The 22,956-nt window shown below is 71.2% G+C and carries 16 protein-coding genes and 1 pseudogene; all 17 read left to right on the top strand.

Annotation, left to right across the window (positions count from 1 at the left end; genetic code table 11):
* Entirely contained in the window at window positions 1-1,647 is a 1,647-nt protein-coding gene (locus tag BHU15_RS09815; RefSeq protein WP_069626829.1) for an amino acid adenylation domain-containing protein, read from the top strand.
* A 93-nt stretch (window positions 1,648-1,740) separates the two neighbouring features.
* Window positions 1,741-6,270, top strand: a complete 4,530-nt coding sequence (locus BHU15_RS09810) for a non-ribosomal peptide synthetase (RefSeq protein ID WP_069626828.1) — start codon at window positions 1,741-1,743, stop codon at window positions 6,268-6,270.
* 14 nt (window positions 6,271-6,284) lie between these two features.
* Window positions 6,285-6,713 carry a Rieske (2Fe-2S) protein gene (locus BHU15_RS09805; RefSeq protein WP_069626827.1) on the top strand — a complete coding sequence of 143 codons (429 nt, stop codon included), beginning with the start codon at window positions 6,285-6,287 and terminating at the stop codon, window positions 6,711-6,713.
* 49 nt (window positions 6,714-6,762) lie between these two features.
* The gene (gene uvrC / locus BHU15_RS09800; protein ID WP_069626826.1) at window positions 6,763-8,883 is read left to right on the top strand and encodes an excinuclease ABC subunit UvrC; all 2,121 of its coding nucleotides are present in this window, start codon (window positions 6,763-6,765) and stop codon (window positions 8,881-8,883) included.
* Window positions 8,876-9,880, top strand: a complete 1,005-nt coding sequence (gene rapZ, locus BHU15_RS09795; protein WP_069626825.1) for an RNase adapter RapZ — start codon at window positions 8,876-8,878, stop codon at window positions 9,878-9,880. The genes uvrC and rapZ overlap by 8 nt, the downstream gene beginning before the upstream one ends.
* Window positions 9,877-10,911, top strand: a complete 1,035-nt coding sequence (locus tag BHU15_RS09790) for a gluconeogenesis factor YvcK family protein (protein ID WP_023542506.1) — start codon at window positions 9,877-9,879, stop codon at window positions 10,909-10,911. Before rapZ ends, BHU15_RS09790 begins: the two co-directional genes overlap by 4 nt.
* Complete coding sequence (whiA, locus tag BHU15_RS09785) at window positions 10,902-11,891, top strand: DNA-binding protein WhiA (RefSeq protein ID WP_023542507.1); 990 nt, start codon at window positions 10,902-10,904, stop codon at window positions 11,889-11,891. Before BHU15_RS09790 ends, whiA begins: the two co-directional genes overlap by 10 nt.
* Window positions 11,892-12,094: 203 nt before the next feature.
* Window positions 12,095-14,290 (top strand): annotated as a pseudogene (locus tag BHU15_RS09780) (M14 family metallopeptidase); the annotation flags it as partial.
* Window positions 14,291-14,638: 348 nt separating this feature from the next.
* Window positions 14,639-15,643: a type I glyceraldehyde-3-phosphate dehydrogenase gene (gene gap, locus BHU15_RS09775; RefSeq protein WP_023542509.1), complete on the top strand. Its 1,005-nt coding sequence runs from the start codon at window positions 14,639-14,641 to the stop codon at window positions 15,641-15,643.
* A gap of 159 nt (window positions 15,644-15,802) precedes the next feature.
* Window positions 15,803-17,014, top strand: coding sequence for a phosphoglycerate kinase (locus tag BHU15_RS09770; protein ID WP_023542510.1), 1,212 nt, complete (start codon window positions 15,803-15,805; stop codon window positions 17,012-17,014).
* A gap of 7 nt (window positions 17,015-17,021) precedes the next feature.
* Complete coding sequence (gene tpiA, locus BHU15_RS09765) at window positions 17,022-17,822, top strand: triose-phosphate isomerase (protein ID WP_069626824.1); 801 nt, start codon at window positions 17,022-17,024, stop codon at window positions 17,820-17,822.
* A gap of 149 nt (window positions 17,823-17,971) precedes the next feature.
* On the top strand, window positions 17,972-18,208 hold the full coding sequence (gene secG, locus BHU15_RS09760; RefSeq protein ID WP_063889525.1) for a preprotein translocase subunit SecG: 237 nt from the start codon (window positions 17,972-17,974) through the stop codon (window positions 18,206-18,208).
* 179 nt (window positions 18,209-18,387) lie between these two features.
* Window positions 18,388-18,723, top strand: coding sequence for an RNA polymerase-binding protein RbpA (locus tag BHU15_RS09755; RefSeq protein ID WP_078077905.1), 336 nt, complete (start codon window positions 18,388-18,390; stop codon window positions 18,721-18,723).
* A 168-nt stretch (window positions 18,724-18,891) separates the two neighbouring features.
* Window positions 18,892-20,103 (top strand): MFS transporter, encoded by a 1,212-nt coding sequence (locus BHU15_RS09750; RefSeq protein WP_069626834.1) that lies wholly within the window; start codon window positions 18,892-18,894, stop codon window positions 20,101-20,103.
* Between the two features lie 69 nt (window positions 20,104-20,172).
* Window positions 20,173-21,852, top strand: coding sequence for a glucose-6-phosphate isomerase (gene pgi / locus BHU15_RS09745; protein ID WP_069626823.1), 1,680 nt, complete (start codon window positions 20,173-20,175; stop codon window positions 21,850-21,852).
* 4 nt (window positions 21,853-21,856) lie between these two features.
* The gene (locus tag BHU15_RS09740) at window positions 21,857-22,354 is read left to right on the top strand and encodes a PH domain-containing protein (RefSeq protein WP_069626822.1); all 498 of its coding nucleotides are present in this window, start codon (window positions 21,857-21,859) and stop codon (window positions 22,352-22,354) included.
* Window positions 22,351-22,956 (top strand): PH domain-containing protein (locus tag BHU15_RS09735; protein WP_171908343.1); only part of this gene is annotated, 606 nt, incomplete at its 3' end. The genes BHU15_RS09740 and BHU15_RS09735, both read left to right, overlap by 4 nt.

Below are 22,956 nucleotides of genomic sequence, written 5' to 3'. Positions count from 1 at the left end.
ATGTCCCGCATGTCCCCCATGCCGCGCACGCCCGACGCGCGGCTCATTCACGAGGCCGTCGCGCGGCAGGCCCGGCTCCGGCCGGACGCCACCGCACTCGTCTTCGCGGGCCGGCGCGTCAGCTACCGGACGCTCGACCTGGCGGCGGAGGCGTACGCCGCGCGGCTCGGCCGGCTGGGTGTCGGCCCCGGGCGGCGCATACCCGTACTGCTGCCCCGGTCGCCCCAACTGGTGGCCGTGCTCCTCGCCGTACTCAAACGCGGCGCCGCCTACGCGGCGCTGGATCCGAAGCTGCCCGCCGACCGGCTGCGGACCGTGCTCGACATGCTCGCGCCGCCGGTCGTCGTGGGCCCGTCGGGGGCACAGGGCGTCGACGGCCGCGCCGTATGGGCGCCGCCCGCCGAGGAGTTGAGCGAGGCCGCCGGACGGGCCCCCGACACCGGCTGCCCGCATGACACGGCTGACACACCGGAGCGGGACGGGGCGGAAGCGGTGGACGGGGCGGCGCCGGCCACCGTGTTCTTCACCTCCGGCACCACCGGCACCCCCAAGGGCGTGCTCTCACCGCACCGGGCCACCACCCGGCTCTTCGGCCCGGACAGCTTCGCCGACTTCGGCCCCGGCCGGGTGATGCCCCAGGCCGCCCCCGTCTCCTGGGACGCGCTCACCCTCGAACTGTGGAGCATGCTGACCACCGGCGGCACGGTCGTGCTCGTCGACGGCGACTACTTCCTCCCCGACGACCTGGCCGAACTCGTCGAATCCACCGGCCTGGACACCGTCTGGCTCACCGCCGCCCTCTTCAACCTCTTCGTGGACGAGGACCCCGACTGCTTCACCGGACTGCGCCAGGTCTTCACCGGCGGCGAGCGGCTCTCCGCCCCGCACGTCCGCGCCTTCCTCGCCCGCCACCCGGGGATCACGCTGCTCAACGGTTACGGCCCCGTCGAGTGCTGCGTCTTCGTCACGACCCACCGGATCCGACCGGCCGACTGCGAGGCCGAGTACGGCATCCCGCTCGGCACACCGGTCCCCGGCACCGCGATCCATGTCCTCGACGGCGACACCGAGGTGCCGCCAGGCGCGCTCGGCGAGATCTGTGTCTCCGGGGCGGGACTGGCCGACGGCTACCTCGGCAACGAGCGTGCCACGGGGATGAGTTTCACCACATTCGACAGCCCCGGCACCGGCCCCACCCGGATCTACCGCACCGGCGATCTCGGCCGGCTGGACAGCGACGGCACCCTGCACTTCCACGGCCGCGCCGACCGGCAGATCAAGATCTCCGGGCACCGCGTCGAGCCCGCCGAGACGGAGGCCGCGGCCCTGCGCCTGCCGGGAGTCCGGGAGTGCGCCGTGCTTCCCGTGGCCGGTGAGAGCGGTGCGTACGAACGGCTCGCGCTGTTCTACACCGCCCAGCCGCTCGACGGGACCGGCGGCACCGAAGCCGTCGGCGGTACGGCCGGCGGCACCGCCGACAGCACGGCGGACGACGCCGTGCCGGAGCCCGACACCGTACGGAAATCGCTCGCCGCCGTACTGCCGCGCGCCCAGGTGCCCGACGAGGTCCGGCGGCTCAGGTCCTTCCCCAGGACCCCCAACGGAAAGATCGACACCGTCGCCCTGTTGGACCCGGCGGGCCGATAGACGCATGATCGGTGTCTGAATATCGCCGCACCGGCCTCAGCCGCCACCCCCCAGAGGTCCGTCCCAGTCGTTCGCACCACGAAGCGAGAAGCGATGGAACCGCGTACCTACCCGATGTCGTTCGAGCAGGAGTCGATCTGGCTCAACGACCAGTATCAGCAGGGCACCTCGCGCTATGTGGAGTCGTGGGTCCACCGACTGCGCGGACGCCTCGACATCGTTGCCGTCGAAGCGGCGCTGTCCGGCATCGTGGCCCGGCACGAGGCGCTGCGCAGCCGACTGGTGCTGGTGGACGGCGCTCCCCGGCAGATCGTCCTTCCGCCGATGCGGGTCCCGCTCGACGTACGGAGCGTCACGGCGGCCGAGCGCGAGAAGGCGCTCAGGGACGCCGTGACCCGGCAGCCGGACCTCGCCGAACCGCCGCTGCTGAAGGCCACGTTGCTGGTGACGGGCGACGCCGCGCGGGAGCCGGACGGGGAGTTTGTACTCGCCGTCGCGATCCACCACGCCGTGATAGACGGCTGGTGCTTCAGCCTGCTCGACCAGGAGTTCGGCGAGCTGTACCGCGCCGAGGTGGAGCACCGGGCCCCCCGGCTGCCCGAACTGCCCGTTCAGTCGGGGCCGTACGCCCAGCGCCAGCGGAGCACCGACGGCGCCGACCGCGCACGGCTGGTCGAGCACTGGCGGGCCCAACTGGCCGGCGCCCCCGACGAGTCGTCCTTCCCGGCCGACCGCCCCCGCCCGCCGGTTCTCAGCCACCACGGCGGCCAGGTCGAGTTCCGCGTCGACGCCGCCACGGGCGCCCTGATACGCGGCCTCGCCGCCCGGCGGCGGACGACGCGCTTCGTGGTGCTCGCCGCCGCGCTGACCGCGCTGATCGGCCGGCACACCGGCCAGGACGACCTCGTCATCGGCACGCCGGTGTCGCGCCGCGACGAGCCGGAGACCGAGGATCTCATCGCCTGTCTCACGGACGTGCTGCCGCTGCGCGGACGGCCGCGCCACGACCGGTCGTTCACCGACCTGGTGGTGGAGATGAAGCACCAGGTCAGATCGACGGTCCGGCACAAGGACGTGCCGTACAGCCATCTGGTGCGCGAGTTGGGCGTCGAGCGCACACTGAGCCGGTTCCCGCTGTTCCAGGTGGTGTTCGCGGTGGACGACGCGCCCCCGTCGGCGCTGTCCCTGCCCGGCGTCGCCGCCGAGCGCTTCCAGGTGCACGGCGGGACGGCCAAGTACGACGTGTTCCTGCACCTGATGCCGGACGGGGACGGGTACCGCGGACTGTGGGAGTACTCCGCCGACCTCTTCGACCGTGCGACGGCCGAGCGCCTGGCCGCCCGCTTCGTCACGCTCCTCGCCGACGCGGTCGCCCGGCCCGAGACCGCGCTCGACGACCTGGCCGTCATGCCGGCCGACGAGGAACGGCGGATGCTCACCGAGTGGGCCCACGGCGCGCCGCCGCCCCCCGAAGTCCCGCTCGTGCACGAGGCGTTCGCGCGCTCGGCCCGGCTGACACCCCACGCGCCCGCCGTCGTCGCGCACGGGCGGACCCTGTCCTACGCGGAGCTGGACGCCGCCGCGGGGCGGGTCGCCGCGCTGCTCGTCGCGCGGGGCGCCGTACGCCGCCCCGTCGGCATCTGCGTGGAGCGCACGGCGGACCTGCCGGTGGCCGTCCTCGGGGTGCTGAAGGCGGGCGGCAGCTGTGTGCCGGTCGACCCGGAGCATCCGGCGGAGCGGATCGCGTTCACCGTGCGGGACAGCGGGATCGACGTCCTGCTCACCCAGCGCGGATGCCGGCCCGCCGAACTGCCCTCAGGTGTCGAGGCGGTGTTCCTCGACGACCTGTCGGAGACGCCGGGGGAGAACGGTGGCACCGGGCCCGTCGTCCCGGTGCGGTCCGACGATCTCGTGTACGTCATCTACACCTCGGGTTCGACGGGCCGGCCCAAGGGTGTCGCCATGGAACACGGCCCGCTCGCCAACCTGATCGACTGGCAGCGCCGCCGGTCGGCGACCGGGCCGGATCCGAAAGAGGGGGCGCGCACGCTTCAGTTCGCGCCGCTGGGTTTCGACGTCGCGTTCCAGGAGATCTTCGCCACCTGGGCGGCGGGAGGCGCGCTCGTCCTCGTGGACGAACAGGTCCGCAGAGACCCGCACCAACTGCTCGGCCTGATCGCGTCGGAGCGGATCGAGCGGCTGTTCCTGCCGTTCGTCGCGTTGCAGCAACTGGTGGAGTACGCGTGCGCCACCGGCCGGCGCTGCGACTCTCTCAAAGAGGTCCTCACGGCGGGCGAACAGCTCCATGTCACGCCCGCCCTGCGGCAGTTCTTCGGCTCGCTCACCGCGGCCACGCTGGAGAACCAGTACGGCCCCTCCGAGACCCACGTCGTGACGGCGGAGCGGCTCGGCCCCGACCCGGCCGCCTGGCCCGAACTGCCGTGCATCGGACGCCCCGTCGACGGCGCCACCGTCCTGCTGCTGGACGAGCGGCAGCGGCCCGTGCCGGCGGGCGCCGTGGGGGAGATCTGCGTCGGCGGGCCGGTGATCGCGCGCGGCTACGCGGGACGTCCGGCGCTGACGGCCGAGAAGTTCGTGCCCGGCGCCCTTCCCGGCGCCCTTCCCCGGACGGGCACGGGCACGGGCCCCGGCACACGACCGGGAAGTCGCTTCTACCGCACCGGCGACCTCGCCCGGCTGCTCCCCGACGGCCGGATCCAGTACATCGGCCGGAGCGACGGCCAGGTCAAGATCAGGGGTCACCGGGTGGAGACCGGCGAGGTCGAGGCCGCCGTACGCGCCCAGCCCGGCGTGGCCGACGCGGTGGTCGTCGCCCAGGACCTCGGCCCGGGGAGGGGGAAGCGGCTCCTCGCCTTCTACGTCGCCGGCGACCCGGACACGGCCGGCCCCGACGAGATACGGCGGCGGCTGCGCGCCCGGCTGCCCGGCCCGCTGGTCCCGGCCCGCTGTCTGCCGGTCGACCGCTTCCCGCTCACGTCGAGCGGCAAGGCCGACCGCGCCGCACTCGCCGCGCGGACAGGACACGTCGCGTGGGACGACGAGCCGGCCGCCGACGGCCCCCGTACCGCCACCCAGGAGCGGATCGCCCACCTGTGGTCGGCCCTGCTCGGCCCCGGCACCATCGGCACGCACGACGACTTCTTCGCGCTCGGCGGCGACTCCCTGCTGGCCACCCGCCTCGTCCTCGCGCTCCGCGAGGAGCTGGACGTGACGCTGCCGCTCCGCTCGGTCTTCACCTCACCGACCGTCGCGGGCCTCGCCGCACTGGTGGACGCCGCCTCCGTAGGAGGACGTACCGAAGCCGTCCCCGACCTCACCGACGACATCCGGCTCGCCGCCGACATCGTTGCCTCCGACGACGTCCGCACCGTCGTCACCGACCCGCGCCACGTCCTGCTCACCGGAGCGACCGGCTTTCTCGGCGCCTTCCTACTGAGGGAGCTGCTGCGCCGGACCGACGCCACCGTCCACTGCCTGGTACGCGGCAGCGACCGGCTGAACGCCGAGAAACGACTGCGCGCGGCCCTGGACTCGTACGGCCTCACGGACCCGTCCACCGACCACCGTGTCACCGTCGTCACGGGTGATCTGGCGCGGCCACGGCTGGGCCTCTCGGCGGCCGGCTTCGACCGGCTCGCCCGCACCGTCGACGCCGTCTACCACTGCGGAGCCGCCGTCAATCTGGTGTTCTCCTACGAGCAGTTGAGGGACGCCAACGTGTACGGCACGCAGGAGATCCTGCGGCTGGCCGCCCTGCACCGCACCGTGCCCGTCCACCACATCTCCACCGTCGGCGTGTACGGAGGCGGCGCGGCCGAGAGCGCGGCCGAGAACGCGTACGGCGCCGGCGAGGGGCCACCGGCCCGCCCCGTACGCCCGCAGGACCCGACCGGTCCCTTCACCGCGCTCGAACACGGCTACACGCGCAGCAAGTGGGCCGCGGAGCGGCTCGCCGAGGCCGCGCGCGCCCGCGGGCTGCCCGTCTCCGTCTACCGGCCCACCCGGATCACCGGCGAGTCCACCACCGGCGTCTGCCAGACGGACGACTTCATGTGGCTGCTGCTGAAGGGCTGCCTCCAGGCGGGCGTCGCCCCCTCCGGCATCGACGCGGCCTTCGATCTCGTGCCCGTGGACTACGTCAGCGCCGCCGTCGTGGAGCTCTCCCGCCAACCCCGGTCGGCGGGGCGGACGTTCCATCTCGCGGGGGAGCGCACGCTGCGCATGGACACCGCCGTGGCCCGCCTGCGGGCACTCGGCCACCCCCTCAGGGACGTCCCGGCCGCCGACTGGCTCGCCGCCACCGAGGCGGACCCCGGCAACGCCGCCTTCCCGCTGCTCACCGCCATGGCCGCCGAGACGCGCGGCGGGGGCTCGGAGGGGAGTGTGATCTTCGACGCCCGGGAGACCCGGCGTGCGCTGGAGGGCACCGGGATCGGCTGCCCCGACATCGACGAGGCGCTCTTCCGTACCTATGTCGAGTACTTCACCCGCACGGGGTTCCTGCCGCCGCCCTCCGGCGCGGGGGGTGAGCGCCGCTCACGACTCCCGGCGAAGACGCCGAAATCGCCACCGGTAGGGTCGAACGCAGCGCCAGCCGTCTGACCAGTGGAGACACCATGCCCGCCCGGCCCACCCCCCGTCGTACCGTCCTGAAGGGCGTCGCACTCGCCGGTGCGGCCGGTGCGGGTCTGGCCGCCTGCTCCACCGAGTCCAAGCTGGGCCACGCCGAGGAGCCGACCCCGACCGCCCCCGTCGACCTCGGCGCGGCCGACGCGGTGCCCGTCGGCGGTGTGAAGCTCTACCGCGAGCAGCGTCTGGTGGTGAGCTGTCCCGCCGAGGGCCAGTACAAGGCCTTCAGCGCGCAGTGCACCCACGCGGGCTGTGTGCTGGACAAGGTGGAGGGCACCGAGGGCAACTGTCCCTGCCACGGCAGCCGGTTCGACTGCACGACGGGCAAGGCGACGAAGGGCCCGGCGACGGTGCCGCTGCCCGAGGTGCCGATCAGCGCGAAGGACGGCCGGCTCGTCGCGGGACCCGGCGCCTGAGCGCACCTGACACGGCCACACTGTCGGTGCCCGCAAGTAGGGTGGAGACATGGCCGACCCCTCCAGCTACCGCCCCAAGCCGGGACAGATCCCCGACTCCCCGGGGGTCTACAAATTCCGCGACGATCACCGCCGGGTGATCTACGTCGGGAAGGCCAAAAGCCTGCGCCCCCGGCTCTCCAGCTACTTCCAGGACCTCGCGAATCTCCACCCGCGCACCCGCACGATGGTCACCACCGCGGCCTCCGTCGAGTGGACCGTCGTCTCCACCGAGGTCGAGGCGCTCCAGCTGGAGTACTCCTGGATCAAGGAGTACGACCCCCGTTTCAACGTCAAGTACCGCGACGACAAGAGCTATCCGTATCTCGCGGTCACGCTGAACGAGGAATTCCCCCGTGTGCAGGTCATGCGCGGCGCCAAGAAGAAGGGCGTGCGCTACTTCGGTCCGTACGGCCACGCGTGGGCCATCCGCGAGACCGTCGACCTGATGCTCCGTGTGTTTCCCGTACGCACCTGCTCCGCCGGGGTGTTCAAGAACGCGGAGCGCACCGGCCGCCCCTGCCTCCTCGGCTACATCGGCAAGTGCTCGGCGCCCTGCGTCGGCCGCGTCACACCCGACGAGCACCGCGAACTGGCCGAGGAGTTCTGCGACTTCATGGCCGGCCGCACCGGCGCGTACATCCGCCGGCTGGAGCGGCGGATGACGGACGCCGCCGAGGAGATGGAGTACGAGAGGGCGGGCCGGCTGCGCGACGACATAGGGGCGCTGCGCCGGGCGATGGAGAAGAGCGCCGTCGTCCTCGCCGACGCCACCGACGCCGACCTGATCGCCGTCGCCGAGGACGAGCTGGAGGCGGCCGTCCAGATCTTCCACGTCCGGGGCGGACGGGTCCGCGGCCAGCGCGGCTGGGTCACGGACAAGGTCGAGGAGGTCGACACGGCGGGCCTGGTCGAGGACGCGCTCCAGCAGTTGTACGGGGAGGAGAGCGGCGACTCGGTTCCCAAGGAGGTGCTCGTCCCCGCCCTGCCGGAGGACCAGGTGGCGACCGACGCGCTCGCCCAGTGGCTGAGCGAGCGCCGGGGCTCGCAGGTCTCGCTGCGCGTCCCGCAGCGCGGCGACAAGAAGGACCTGATGGCGACGGTGGGCCGCAACGCCCAGCAGTCCCTGGTCCTGCACAAGACGAAGCGCGCCAGCGACCTGACGACACGCTCGCGCGCCCTGGAGGAGATCGCGCAGGCGCTCGGCCTGGACAGTGTGCCGCTGCGCATCGAGTGCTTCGACATCTCGCACCTCCAGGGTGACGACGTCGTCGCATCGATGGTCGTCTTCGAGGACGGCCTGGCCCGCAAGAGCGAGTACCGCCGCTTCCAGATCAAGGGCTTCGAGGGCCAGGACGACGTCCGCTCCATGCACGAGGTGATCGGCCGGCGCTTCAAGCGCTACCTGGCCGAGAAGGAGCGCACGGGGGAGTGGACGGAGGAGAACGAGGGCTCCGCCACGCCCGGCGAGAACGGCGAGAACGGCGAGAACGGGCAGAACGCCGACGACGCGGCCGACGACACGACCGGCCAGATCCCGGCCGCCCCCGGTGAGAACGGGCCCGCCGGCCCCTTCGGTCCGTCGTCTCTCAAGGAGGACGACGGCCGGCCCAAGCGCTTCGCGTACCCCCCGCAACTGGTCGTGGTCGACGGCGGCCGGCCCCAGGTGGCCGCGGCCAAGCGGGCCATGGACGAGCTGGGCATCGACGACGTCGCCGTCTGCGGTCTGGCCAAGCGTCTCGAAGAGGTCTGGCTGCCCGACGACGACGACCCCGTGGTGCTCCCCCGCTCCAGCGAAGGCCTGTACCTTCTCCAGCGCGTACGTGACGAGGCCCACCGCTTCGCCATCACCTACCAGCGGGCCAAACGGGCGAAACGCATCCGCACCAGCCCCCTGGACGACGTCCCCGGCCTCGGCGAGACCCGGAAGCAGGCACTCATCAAGCATTTCGGCTCGGTGAAGAAGCTCCGGCAGGCCACAATCGAGCAGATCTGTGAGGTGCCCGGTCTCGGCCGCAAGACGGCCGAGTCCGTGGCCGTGGCCCTCGCCGGCACGGCACCCGCCGCGCCCGCTGTGAACACGGCGACAGGAGAGATCATGGAAGACGACGGGGGCAGCACGCATGACTGAGCAAGACCGGGACGGAGTGGCAGACGTGAGTACGGGTGAGTCCAAGGAGACCGTCGAGGGGGCAGCGGCGGCAGCGGACGGAAAGTCCACGGAGAGGACCGGCGGGGAGCCCGTCGAGGAGACGGTCCCCGAGCCCGCCATCCCCGAGCTGGTGATCATCTCCGGCATGTCGGGCGCGGGCCGCAGCACGGCCGCGAAGTGCCTGGAGGACCTGGGCTGGTTCGTCGTGGACAACCTGCCGCCCGCGCTGATCCCCACGATGGTGGAGCTCGGCGCCCGCTCGCAGGGCAACGTGGCCCGGATCGCCGTCGTCGTCGACGTCCGTGGCCGCCGCTTCTTCGACAACCTCCGCGAGTCGCTGGCCGACCTCGACGCCAAGCAGGTCACCCGGCGGATCGTGTTCCTGGAGTCCTCCGACGAGGCCCTGGTCCGCCGCTTCGAGTCCGTACGCCGCCCGCACCCCCTCCAGGGCGACGGCCGGATCGTCGACGGCATCGAGGCCGAGCGCGACCTGCTGCGTGAGCTGCGCGGCGACGCCGACCTGGTGATCGACACCTCCAGCCTCAACGTCCACGAGCTGCGCGCCAAGATGGACGCCCAGTTCGCCGGCGACGAGGAGCCTGAGCTGCGGGCCACCGTCATGTCGTTCGGCTACAAGTACGGCCTGCCGGTCGACGCCGACCTCGTGGTCGACTGCCGCTTCCTGCCGAACCCGCACTGGGTCCCCGAGCTGCGCCCCTTCACCGGCCTCAACGAGGAGGTGTCCGGCTACGTCTTCAACCAGCCGGGCGCCAAGGAGTTCCTGGACCGCTACACGGAGCTGCTGGAGCTGATCGCCGGCGGCTACCGCCGCGAGGGCAAGCGCTATGTGACCGTCGCCGTCGGCTGCACCGGCGGCAAGCACCGCTCCGTCGCCATGTCGGAGAAGCTGGGCGCCCGGCTCGCCGCCGAGGGGATCGAGACCGTGGTCGTCCACCGGGACCTGGGGCGCGAGTGACCGGACGCAACTTCCGGCTGCGGCGGTTGCGCAGGGCCACTCCCGCGCTGGCCGGCCGCGGCCGTGGCGCGCAGCCCAAGGTCGTCGCGCTCGGCGGCGGCATGGGGCTGTCCGCCTCCCTGACGGCGCTGCGCCGGATCACCGGCGATCTCACGGCCGTCGTCACGGTCGCCGACGACGGCGGCTCCAGCGGCCGGCTCCGCGAGGAGCTGGGCGTGCTGCCGCCCGGCGATCTGCGCAAGGCGCTGGCCGCGCTGTGCGGCGACGACGACTGGGGCCAGACCTGGGCCCGCGTCATCCAGCACCGCTTCCAGTCCAAGGGCGACCTGCACGAGCACGCGGTCGGCAATGTGCTGATCGTCGCCCTGTGGGAACAGCTCGGTGACCATGTCCTGGCCCTGGACCTGGTCGGCAAGCTCCTCGGCGCCCACGGCAGGGTGCTGCCCATGTCCGCGGTGCCGCTGGAGCTCCAGGCGCTCGTACGGGGCCACGACCCGGACCGTCCGGACGAGATCGAGACCGTACGGGGCCAGGCCACGGTCGCCCTGACCCGGGGCGAGGTGCAGTCCGTGCACCTCGTGCCGAACGACCCGCCGGCGGTCCCCGAAGCCGTCGCCGCGGTCCTCGACGCCGACTGGGTGGTGCTCGGCCCCGGCTCCTGGTTCTCCTCCGTGATCCCCCATCTGCTCGTGCCGGAGCTGCTCGACGCGCTGGTCGAGACGAAGGCCCGGCGCGTCCTCTCACTGAACCTCGCACCACAACCCGGTGAAACCGATGGCTTCTCACCGCAGCGTCATTTGGAGGTTTTGGGACGACACGCCCCTAAACTCGCCCTGGACGTGGTGCTGGCCGACGAGGCCGCCGTGCCCGACAGCGAGTCACTCTCCGATGCCGCGAAACGGCTCGGTGCCGCGGTCGAGCTGGCTCCCGTGGCCCGACCCGACGGACTTCCGAAGCACGACCCGGAGCTGTTGGCCGCCGCGTACGACCGTATTTTTCGGATGCATGGAAGGATCGGCCCATGGCGATGACGGCAGCGGTTAAGGACGAGATCGCCCGGCTCCCCGTCACCCGTACGTGCTGCAGGAAGGCCGAAGTCTCGGCGATTCTGCGGTTCGCGGGTGGTCTCCACCTCGTGAGCGGTCGCATTGTGATCGAGGCGGAGCTGGACACCAGCATCGCCGCGCGCCGGCTCCGCAAGGACATCCTGGAGATCTTCGGGCACAACTCCGAACTGGTGGTGATGGCTCCCGGCGGACTCCGACGAGGCAGCCGCTACGTCGTACGGGTGATCACCGGCGGTGACCAGCTGGCCCGTCAGACGGGTCTGGTCGACGGCCGTGGCCGGCCGATCCGCGGTCTGCCTCCCCAGGTGGTCTCCGGTGCGACCTGCGACGCCGAGGCGGCCTGGCGGGGCGCGTTCCTCGCGCACGGCTCGCTCACCGAGCCGGGCCGCTCCTCCTCGCTGGAGGTGACCTGCCCGGGACCCGAGGCGGCCCTGGCGCTCGTCGGCGCGGCCCGCAGGCTCCAGATCCCGTCCAAGGCGCGCGAGGTACGCGGTGTGGACCGCGTCGTCGTACGGGACGGGGACGCGATCGGGGCGCTGCTGACGCGGCTCGGGGCGCACGAGTCGGTGCTGGCGTGGGAGGAGCGGCGGATGCGCCGCGAGGTCCGCGCGACGGCCAACCGCCTCGCCAACTTCGACGACGCGAATCTGCGCCGCTCGGCCCGCGCGGCCGTGGCGGCCGGGGCCCGCGTGCAGCGGGCGCTGGAGATCCTGGGCGAGGAAGTGCCCGAGCACCTCGCCGCCGCCGGGCGGCTGCGCATGGAGCACAAGCAGGCGTCGCTGGAGGAACTGGGCGCGCTCGCCGATCCGGCGCTCACCAAGGACGCGGTCGCGGGCCGGATCCGCAGGCTGCTGGCGATGGCGGACAAGAAGGCGCAGGACCTGGGCATTCCCGGGACCGAGTCGACGCTGTCGGAGGAGATGGCGGACGGCCTCGTCGGCTGACGCGCCTCCTGACGAGGACAGCACGTGGCGCGGCGGGCGGATCGCCCGTCCCGCGGACGTCAACATGCCGCTGCCGGTACCCCGTTGGGGACCGGCAGCGGCATTTTTTGCGTGACCTTGAGGCGCCCTTGACATGGCCATGTGGGTTGGTGAATCTGTCGGCGTCCCGTCACGCCTGTGGCGGACCACAGCAAGGGGGGCACATGAGACGCGGAGCGAGAGCGATCCTCGCGGCGGGCGCACTGTTGCTGAGCGGAATCACGGCAGCACCCGGCGCCCAGGCCGAGCCGGCCACCGACACGTCCCCGGCCACGGCCGGGGACACCCTGAAGGTCTTCGACGCCGACGTCACGGCCGAGCAGGTGCCACTGCTCCTGGCGGCCGGTCAGGACGCCCACGAACTGGGCGAATCGGTGCCCAAGGGCGGCGCGGCGAAGGTCCAGCTGTTCCTCACCGACGACCAGGCGCGCGACCTGCGCACCCAGGGCGTCGACGTCACCGAGCGCACGATCTCCGCGCAAGCGGAATCCCGGCTGAAGGCCGCCGGGGACGGCGTCTACCGCCCGTACAGCGGACCGGGCGGTCTCCAGGAGGAGATAACCGAGGCCGGCAAGGCCCACCCCGGACTCACCAAGGTCGTCTCCATCGGCAAGACCGTCCAGGGCAAGGACATCCTCGCCCTCAAGCTCACCAAGGGGGCGGCCAAGGCCAAGGACGGTGCCAAGCCCTCCGTGCTCTACATGTCCAACCAGCACGCCCGGGAGTGGATCACTCCCGAGATGACCCGGCGGCTGCTGCACCACTATCTGGACAACTACGGCAAGGACCCGAGGATCACGAAGATCGTCGACTCCACCGAGCTGTGGTTCGTCCTGTCCGCCAACCCCGACGGATACGACTTCACCCACGCCGCCGACGCCAACCGCCTCTGGCGCAAAAACCTCCGCGACGTCAACGGCGACGGCGTCATCAGCCGCGGCGACGGCATCGACCTGAACCGTAACTTCAGCTACAAGTGGGGCTACGACAACGAGGGTTCGTCCCCCAACTCCACCAGCGAGACCTACCGGGGCGCCGCGCCCGGCTCCGAACCCGAGACCCAGGCGATCGACCGCCTCCAGAAGCGCATCGGGTTCGACTACGCCATCAACTACCACTCCGCCGCCGAGCTGCTCCTCTACGGCGTGGGCTGGCAGGTCGCCACCCCGACCCCCGACGACGTCCTCTACCGGTCGCTCGCCGGCACCCCCGAGAACTCCGCCGTCCCTGGCTACTACCCGCAGGTCTCCTCCGAGCTGTACACCACCAACGGCGAGGCCGACGGGCACGGCGCGAACGTCAACGGGATCATGATGTTCACCCCGGAGATGACCACCTGCGAGACGGTCTCCGACAGCGTCCCCGACGACGCCTGGGAGGCGGACGACTGCCGCTCCGGCTTCAACTTCCCCGACGACGAGAAGCTGATCCAGGCGGAGTTCGCCAAGAACATTCCCTTCGCGCTCTCCGTCGCCGAGACCGCCGCCCACCCCGACCAGCCGTCGTCCTCGGTCGGCCTGGCCGCCCCCGACTTCACCCCCGACACCTTCACCACCTCCTACGGACGCGGCGCCGACCAGGAGGTCGCCGTCACCGCCCGCAAGTCGGTACGGCACAAGGAGCTCAACTACCGGATCAACGGCGGCCGTACGCACGACGAGGACCTGCGCGCCTGGAAGGGCGGCGAGACCTACGGCGGCGAGGACAACCTCCACTTCGACGAGTACCGCGCCGAGATCGAGGACGCCGACCCGGGCGACCGCGTCGAGGTCTGGTTCACCGGCCGTACGAAGAGCGGCAGGCCCACCACCAGCGACCGCTTCACCTATACCGTCGCCGAGCGCCCCCGGGCCGACACCCTGGTGATCGCCGACGAGGGCGCGCCCGCCCAGTACGCGGGCAGTTACGTCGACGCGCTGCGGGCCAACGGCCGTACCGCCGTCGTGTGGGACGTCGCCACCCAGGGCGCACCGCACCCCCTGGGCGTCCTGAGCCACTTCTCCACCGTCGTCCACCACACGGGCGCCGGAACCTCGGACGGCGATACACAGATCGCGGTGCGCGACTTCCTCAACGAGGGCGGCAAGCTGATCGAGGCGGGCGAGCAGGCCGGCGGGAACGCGCAGGTCGGCCGGACCCGTACGAACGACTTCAGCCAGTACTACCTCGGCGCCTACGGGCGGACCTCCACGGCGGGCGTCACCGCCTTCACCGGGGCCGGCGCGCTCCTCGGGACGGCGGGGCCGCTCGGCGCGGCGCCGGGCAACCCGCTGGACCAGGCGGGCACGTACACCGTCACCTCCTCCGTCCTGGCCCCTGACCTGTTCCCGCGGTTCACCAGCGCGGCGGCCGGAACGTACGACGTGGGCACCGGCGCGGCGGCGGTCACCACGAAGGACACCGTCCTGCTCGGCTTCGGGCTGGAGCAGATCACCGACGCGGAGCGGCGCGCGGCGGTGCTCGGCAAGGCGCTGCGGGCCCTGCGGCGCTGACCGCGCCGGCGCCCCCGCGACCGCGGCCGGGGCGCCGGCGTCAACCCCGCGGCGGCGCCTCGTACCCCTACCGGGCGGTACGGGGCGCCGCCCGCGTCTCGCGGCCACTCGATGTCACCGAGGCGCCTGGGGGGAGGTAGGGTCATAAGAGGTCGGGGACATCCCATACGCACTCGCCGGCGTCGAAACCCGGCGTACCAACGAGGAGATCGGTTCGTGACGATCCGCGTAGGCATCAACGGCTTTGGCCGCATCGGTCGCAGCTACTTCCGCGCGCTGCTGGAGCAGGGTGCCGACATCGAGATCGTGGCTGTCAACGACCTGGGTGACACCGCGACCACCGCTCATCTGCTGAAGTACGACACCGTCATGGGTCGCCTCAAGGCAGAGGTGAGCCACACCGCCGACACCATCACCGTCGACGGCAAGACGTTCAAGGTGCTCTCCGAGCGCAACCCGGCCGACATCCCCTGGGGTGAGCTGGGCGTCGACATCGTCATCGAGTCGACCGGCATCTTCACCAAGAAGGCCGACGCCGAGAAGCACATCGCGGGCGGCGCCAAGAAGGTCCTCATCTCGGCTCCGGCCAAGGACGAGGACATCACCATCGTGATGGGCGTCAACCAGGACAAGTACGACCCGGCGACGCACCACGTCATCTCCAACGCCTCCTGCACCACCAACTGTGTGGCGCCGATGGCCAAGGTTCTCCTGGAGAACTTCGGCATCGTCAAGGGCATGATGACGACGGTCCACGCGTACACCAACGACCAGCGCATCCTGGACTTCCCGCACAAGGACCTGCGCCGCGCCCGCGCCGCCGCCGAGAACATCATCCCGACCACCACGGGTGCCGCCAAGGCGACCGCCCTGGTGATCCCGGAGCTCGAGGGCAAGCTCGACGGCATCGCGATGCGCGTCCCGGTCCCGACCGGCTCCGTCACCGACCTGGTGGTCGAGCTGGAGCGCGAGGTGACCAAGGACGAGGTCAACGCCGCGTTCCAGAAGGCCGCCGAGGGTCAGCTCAAGGGTCTCCTGGAGTACACCGAGGACCCGATCGTCTCCTCGGACATCGTGAACTGGCCGGCGTCCTGCACCTTCGACTCCTCCCTGACCATGGTCCAGGGCAAGAGCGTGAAGGTCATCGGCTGGTACGACAACGAGTGGGGCTACTCGAACCGGCTGGTCGACCTGACCACCTTCATCGGCGGCCAGCTCTGACAGCGGTCCGCTAGCCAACTCCCGATGTGAACGACAGGGCTCGTGCGGCGCGACGTGGCGCTGACCGGGCCCTGTCGTCCGTGTGCTGTCTGTGCTCGCTCTTCTGTGTGCTCGCGGACGTCGCGGGACGTGGAGCCGCTCTCAAGGAGTCACTGATACATGAAGACGATCGACGAACTTCTCGACGAAGGGGTCGCGGGCAAGCGCGTCTTCGTCCGCGCCGACCTCAACGTGCCGCTCGACGGCACCACCATCACCGACGACGGCCGGATCCGCGCCGTACTGCCGACCGTCGCCCGCCTCGCCGAGGCCGGCGCCCGGGTGATCGTGGCGTCCCACCTCGGCCGCCCGAAGGGCGCGCCGGACCCCGCCTTCTCGCTGGCCCCCGCCGCCGCCCGGCTCGGTGAACTCCTCGGCGCCGACGTCGCGTTCGCGACCGACACCGTCGGCGACTCGGCGAAGGCCGTCGTCGCCGCCCTCGGGGACGGACAGGTCGCCGTCATTGAGAACCTGCGCTTCAACGCCGGTGAGACGTCGAAGGACGACGCCGAGCGCGGCGCCTTCGCCGACCGGCTCGCCGAACTGGCCGACCTCTACGTGGGCGACGGCTTCGGTGCCGTCCACCGCAAGCACGCCTCGGTCGTCGACCTGCCGGCCCGGCTGCCGCACGCGGCGGGCGGTCTGATCGCCACCGAGGTCGGCGTGCTGAAGAAGCTCACCGACGACGTCGCGCGGCCGTACGCGGTCGTCCTCGGCGGCGCCAAGGTCTCCGACAAGCTCGGTGTCATCGACCACCTCCTGGAGAAGGCCGACCGCATCCTGATCGGCGGCGGCATGGCGTACACCTTCCTCAAGGCCCAGGGCCACGAGGTCGGCGCCTCGCTGCTCCAGGAGGACCAGATCCCGGCCGTCCTGGAGTATCTGAAGCGCGCCGACGAGCGGGGCGTGGAGTTCGTCCTGCCCGTCGACGTCCTGGTCGCGACCTCCTTCCCGGACCTGAAGACGAAGGCACCGGCCGACCCGGCGACCGTCGCCGTCGACGCCATCCCGGCCGACGCGATGGGCCTGGACAACGGTCCGCGGACCAACGAGCTGTACGCCTCGAAGCTCGCCGACGCGGCGACCGTCTTCTGGAACGGCCCCATGGGTGTCTTCGAGCACCCCGACTACGCCGAGGGCACCCGGGCCGTCGCCCAGGCCCTGATCGACTCCGACGCCTTCACGGTCGTCGGCGGTGGCGACTCCGCCGCCGCCGTCCGGATCCTCGGCTTCGACGAAAACGCATTCGGCCATATTTCGACCGGTGGCGGCGCGAGCCTCGAATACCTCGAAGGCAAGACGCTTCCCGGCCTCGCCGCACTGGAGGACTGACCTACTGATGGCAGCTGCAACCCCGACCGAGAAGACCGCCCGTACCCCGCTGATGGCGGGCAACTGGAAGATGAACCTCAACCACCTCGAGGCCATCGCGCACGTCCAGAAGCTCGCCTTCGCACTGACCGAGAAGGACCACGACGCGGTCGAGACGGCCGTCCTGGTGCCGTTCACCGATCTGCGGTCCGTGCAGACGCTGGTCGACGGCGACAAGCTCAAGATCAAGTACGGCGCCCAGGACATCTCCTCGCACGACTCCGGCGCGTACACCGGCGAGGTCTCCGGACCGATGCTGGCCAAGCTGAAGTGCACGTACGTGGCCGTCGGTCACAGCGAGCGACGTCAGTACCACGCGGAGACCGACGAGATCTGCAACGCCAAGGTGCGGGCCGCGTACAAGCACGGGCTGACCCCGATCCTGTGCATCGGCGAGGGCCTGGACGTCCGCAAGGCCGGTGAGCAGGTCCCGTACACGCTGGCGCAGCTCGACGGCGGCCTCAAGGACATCCCGGCCGACCAGGCCGAGTCCGTCGTGATCGCGTACGAGCCGGTGTGGGCCATCGGCACCGGCGAGGTCGCCACCCCCGAGGACGCGCAGGAGGTGTGCGGTGCGATCCGCGCCCGGCTCGCGGAGCTGTACTCGCAGGAGCTGGCCGACCAGGTGCGTATTCAGTACGGCGGCTCGGTGAAGGCCGGGAATGTCGCCGCGATCATGGCGCAGCCGGATGTGGACGGCGCCCTTGTCGGCGGCGCGGCGCTGGACGCCGAGGAGTTCGTCAAGATCGTCAGGTTCCGCGACCAGTAAGTATGCGAGGGCGCGGATCCGTCGTACCCTGACGGGGGCCGAGTCGGCATCTCACACATGCCGCCGGCCCCCGTTGTCCATTGCAGTCCTGTTCAGTCCCGTTCAATCCCGATTAAATTCGAGAGAATTCCGGAAAGTAGGGTCCAGCCGTGATTATGGGGTTCTCGATCGCCCTGATCGTCTTCAGCCTGCTGCTGATGCTGCTGGTGCTGATGCACAAGGGGAAGGGCGGCGGCCTCTCCGACATGTTCGGTGGCGGCATGCAGTCGTCCGTCGGCGGATCCTCGGTCGCCGAGCGCAACCTCGACCGCATCACCATCGTGGTCGGTATGGGATGGTTCGCCTGCATTGTCGTGCTTGGTCTGCTGATGAAGCTGGACAACTGACCAGTCGTACGTACGTCGCCGGGGGCGCGGCCTATCATGAGGCCCTGCGTCCCGGCGGTGGGGGTGTAACTCCACTCACTGGACGCGCGTTGGGCCATACGTAGACTGGGGCGCTCGACAGCGGAGCTGCCTCTCGACGCTTGATGCTTGCGGCACCATTCACGCAGGGAGTTACGACCGTGGCAAGTGGCAACGCGATCCGGGGAAGCCGGGTCGGAGCGGGGCCGATGGGTGAGGCCGAGCGTGGCGAATCCGCGCCACGCCTGCGCATCTCCTTCTGGTGCTCCAACGGGCACGAGACGGTGCCGAGCTTCGCCAGCGACGCGCAGGTTCCGGACACGTGGGACTGCCCGCGCTGCGGATTCCCGGCCGGTCAGGACCGGGACAATCCGCCGGACCCACCGCGTACCGAGCCGTACAAGACCCACCTCGCCTATGTACGCGAGCGGCGCAGCGACGCGGACGGCGAGGCGATTCTCGCCGAGGCCCTCGCCAAACTGCGTGGCGAGATCTAGACATTGATCCGGCCGGACACCCAAAGGTGTCCGGCCGGAGCCGCTTTCGCGGACGTCCGATTGTCAGTGGCACCCCTTACGGTCCGAACAAGAAGACCGAAAGGGAGAGTTGTGACGACGGACGAGGCGAGTGTGGAGACGCCGGCCGGTGAGTCGGCGGTCGGGTCCGTGGCGGATTCGGCCGTACGGAAACCGTCGGCGCCCGCGTGGCGCGGGGGATTCGGCCGGCTCTGGGGCGCCGCCGTCATCTCCCGGTTCGGTGACGCGCTGCGCGGCGCCGCGCTCCCGCTGCTCGCCGCCTCACTGACCGACGACCCGCTCCTCATCGCGTCCGTGACCGCCTGCGGCTATCTGCCCTGGCTGCTCTTCGGACTCCTCGGCGGCGCCGTCGCCGACCGGGTCGACCAGCGCCGGGCGATGTGGGCCGTCGACCTGGTGCGCGGCGTCCTGATGGCGGGCTTCGCACTCGCCGTCGCCCTCGGTCACGGCACGATCGCGCTGCTGATCGCGCTCGCCTTCCTGCTGACCACCTTCCAGACGCTCTTCGACAACGCCGCCACGGCCCTGCTGCCCGCCGTGGTCCCCCGTGACGCGCTCGCCGGCGCCAACGCCCGCCTCATGACCGGTCAGCAGGTCGCGAGCGGCTTCCTGGCCGCGCCGCTGGTGCCCGCGCTGCTGATCCTCGGCGCCTCGGCGCCGTTCGCCGTCAACGCCGCCACCTATGTCGTCGGCGCGCTCCTCATCGCCTCCCTGCGGACCGACGCACCGCCGAAGCCCCCGAAGGCCGCGGGCAGCACCCTGCGCGCCGAGATGGCGCAAGGAATGCGCGCCCTGTGGCAGGACAGCGCGCTGCGCGGCCTGTCCGTGGCGACCGCCCTGACGAACATCGGCATGGGCGCCCTGATCGCCACCCTGGTCCTGCACATCACCGGCTGGCTCGACGCGGGCAACGGCGGCTACGCGGCGGCCCTCACCGCGTACAGCGTCGCCATGGTCGCCGGCGGACTCGCCGCGCCCCGGCTCGCCGTCCGGATCGGGCGGATACGGAGCATCCTCGTCGCCGGGATCGTCCAGACCTGCGCACTTGTCGCGCTGGGCACGATCCGTGAACTGTGGGCGGCCATCGCCGCCATGGCGGTGTTCGGGGTCATGAGCATGGTGTGGAACGTGAACCAGGCGACGCTGGTCCAGGAGCGGAGCCCCGCCCGGATGCTGGGCCGGATCAGCTCCGCCTTCCGTACGCTCTCCATCGGCGGGGCACCTCTCGGCGCGCTGCTCGGCGGTCTGGTCGCGGGGGCCTGGGGGCTCAACACGCCCGCGCTGCTGGCGGCCGGTGCGTTCACGCTCGCCGTCGCCTCGCTCGGCGCCCTGATCAATTAGGTTGGGTGGGCAGCTGGGCACCGCACTCACGCAGGCACTCCCGTACGAGAAGAAGTGGGCTGAAGCAAGATGTCCGACAAAAAGGCAGAAGGCCGCGCCAGGCTCAACCGGATGCCCCAGTGGAGCGCGCTGGGCAAGCATCGTGAGCAGTTGGGGGAGACCACTCTGCGGGAGCTGTTCGCCGAGGACCCGGCGCGCGGCACCGGCTACACCCTCCAGGTCGGCGACCTCCACCTGGACTACTCGAAGCAGCTCGTGACGGACGAGACGCTCACGCTGCTGCGTGAACTGGCTGCGGCCACCGGCGTCGAGGAGCTGCGCGACGCGATGTTCCGCGGCGAGAAGATCAACACCACCGAGGACCGGGCGGTGCTGCACACCGCGCTGCGCGCCCCGCGCGACGCGGTCGTGGAGGTCGACGGGGAGAACGTCGTGCCGGGCGTGCACGCCGTGCTCGACAAGATGGCCGCCTTCTCCGAGAAGGTCAGGGCGGGCGAATGGCTCGGCCACACCGGCCGGCCCATCCGCGCGATCGTCAACATCGGTATCGGTGGCTCCGACCTCGGCCCCGCGATGGCCTACGAGGCACTGAAGTCCTTCACGCACCGCGACCTCGACGTCCGCTTCGTCTCGAACGTCGACGGCGCCGACCTGCACGAGGCCGTGCGTGATCTGGACGCCGCCGAGACGCTGTTCGTCATCGCGTCCAAGACCTTCACCACCATCGAGACCATCACCAACGCCACCTCGGCCCGCAACTGGCTCCTGAACGAGCTCCAGAGCGGCCAGGAGGCTGTGGCCAAGCACTTCGTGGCGCTGTCGACGAACAGCGAGAAGGTCGCCGAATTCGGCATCGACACCACGAACATGTTCGAGTTCTGGGACTGGGTCGGCGGGCGGTACTCGTTCGACTCCGCCATCGGCCTCTCCCTGATGATCGCGATCGGTCCCGATCGGTTCCGCGAGATGCTCGACGGCTTCCACCTCGTGGACGTGCACTTCCGCACCGCGCCCGTCGAGTCCAACGCGCCTTTGCTGCTGGGCCTGTTGGGGGTCTGGTACGGGGCGTTCTTCGACGCGCAGTCGCACGCCGTCCTGCCGTACAGCCACTACCTGTCCCGCTTCACCGCGTATCTCCAGCAGCTCGACATGGAGTCCAACGGCAAGTCCGTGGACCGCGACGGCGTGCCCGTGGACTGGCAGACCGGACCGGTCGTCTGGGGCACCCCCGGCACCAACGGGCAGCACGCGTACTACCAGTTGATCCACCAGGGTACGAAGGTCATCCCCGCCGACTTCATCGGCTTCGCGCAGCCCGTGGACGACCTGCCGCACCAGCTCATCGCCCAGCACGACCTGCTGATGGCCAACTTCTTCGCCCAGACCCAGGCACTGGCCTTCGGCAAGACACCCGACGAGGTCCGCGCCGAAGGCGTCCCCGCCGAACTCGTCGCGCACAAGACGTTCCGGGGCAACCACCCGACCACCACGATCCTCGCCGAGTCCCTGACCCCCTCCGTCCTCGGCCAGCTCATCGCGCTGTACGAGCACAAGGTCTTCGTCCAGGGCGCGGTGTGGAACATCGACTCGTTCGACCAGTGGGGCGTCGAACTCGGCAAGGTCCTCGCCAAGGAGATCGAGCCGGTCCTCACCCAGATCGACGGCGGGCGCGACAGCGCGGACCACAAACCGCTGGACGCGTCGACGGCCGGACTCGTCGCGAAGTACCGGGCACTGCGGGGGCGTTGAGCCGATGACGGAGGGGGAGCGGCGGCTCAGGCCGCCCAACAACAGGCTGAACGAGAAGGCGGTCACCTGGTGGCGGGCGCAGTGGCTGCTGCTCACCCTCGTGCCGGTGGCCGTCCTCGCCGTGCTGGGCGCGCTCATAGCCCCGGCCCGTACGTGGCTGCTGGTGCCCGCCGCCGCCGTGGCGGTGCTCGGGCTGGCCTGCGCGGTGGTCATGCCGCTGGTGTGGTTCCGGATACACCGCTGGGAAGTGACGGACGAGGCGGTCTACACCCGTACCGGCTACTTCTGGCAGGAGTGGCGGATCGCGCCGATGTCCCGGATCCAGACCGTGGACACCGTACGGGGGCCGCTGGAACAGGTGTTCAAGCTCTCCACCGTCGTCGTCACCACCGCCTCCTCCAAAGGCGCGATACGGATCGAGGGGCTCGGCCATGAACTGGCCGCCGAGCTGGCCGAGCGGCTGACCCACATCACCCAGGCGACCCCCGGGGACGCCACATGAGCACGGCCGCCGTCCCCGCGCCCGGGGAGGAGTGGCGCAAGCTCGACAGGCGCACCCTGCTGGTCACCGCCGCCGTCCTGACCGGCGTCGCGACCGGCGCCGGAGTGCCCACCGCCGTCGCTCTGTCGGGCGGGATGGGGGTGGGCCGCGCGCTCGCCTGGGTGCTGCCCGCGGCCCTGCTGCTGATCGGCTGCGGCACCGGCGGCGACTACGTCCGCTGGCGCCGGACCCGCTACCGCATGGGACCCGACCGGGCCGAGCTGCACACCGGACTGCTCGTGGTCAAACGCCGCTCACTGGCCCGCGAGCGGATCAGGAGCGTCGACCTGACGGCCAATCCTCTGCTGCGGATACTCGGCCTGGTGCAGGTCCGGATCGGTACGGGTGAGCACACCGGCGGCGAGTCCACCCTGAAACTCGACCCGGTCACCCGCGCGGAGGGCGAGCGCCTCCGTACGGAACTGCTGGACCGCGCGTCGTCGGCCTCCGCCGCACACCCGGACGGGATGCTGGCCGTCCTCGACCCGCGCTGGATCCGGTACGCGCCGCCGCTCCGCCCAGCAGGGGCGCGACGAAGGACAGCGGCGCGTACCGGATCCAGC

The organism is Streptomyces niveus (assembly GCF_001723055.1).
GTDB classification, from domain to species: domain Bacteria; phylum Actinomycetota; class Actinomycetes; order Streptomycetales; family Streptomycetaceae; genus Streptomyces; species Streptomyces niveus.
The sequence above is the reverse complement of the archived record's forward strand: the minus strand, read 5'-3'. Positions and strand labels throughout refer to the sequence as shown.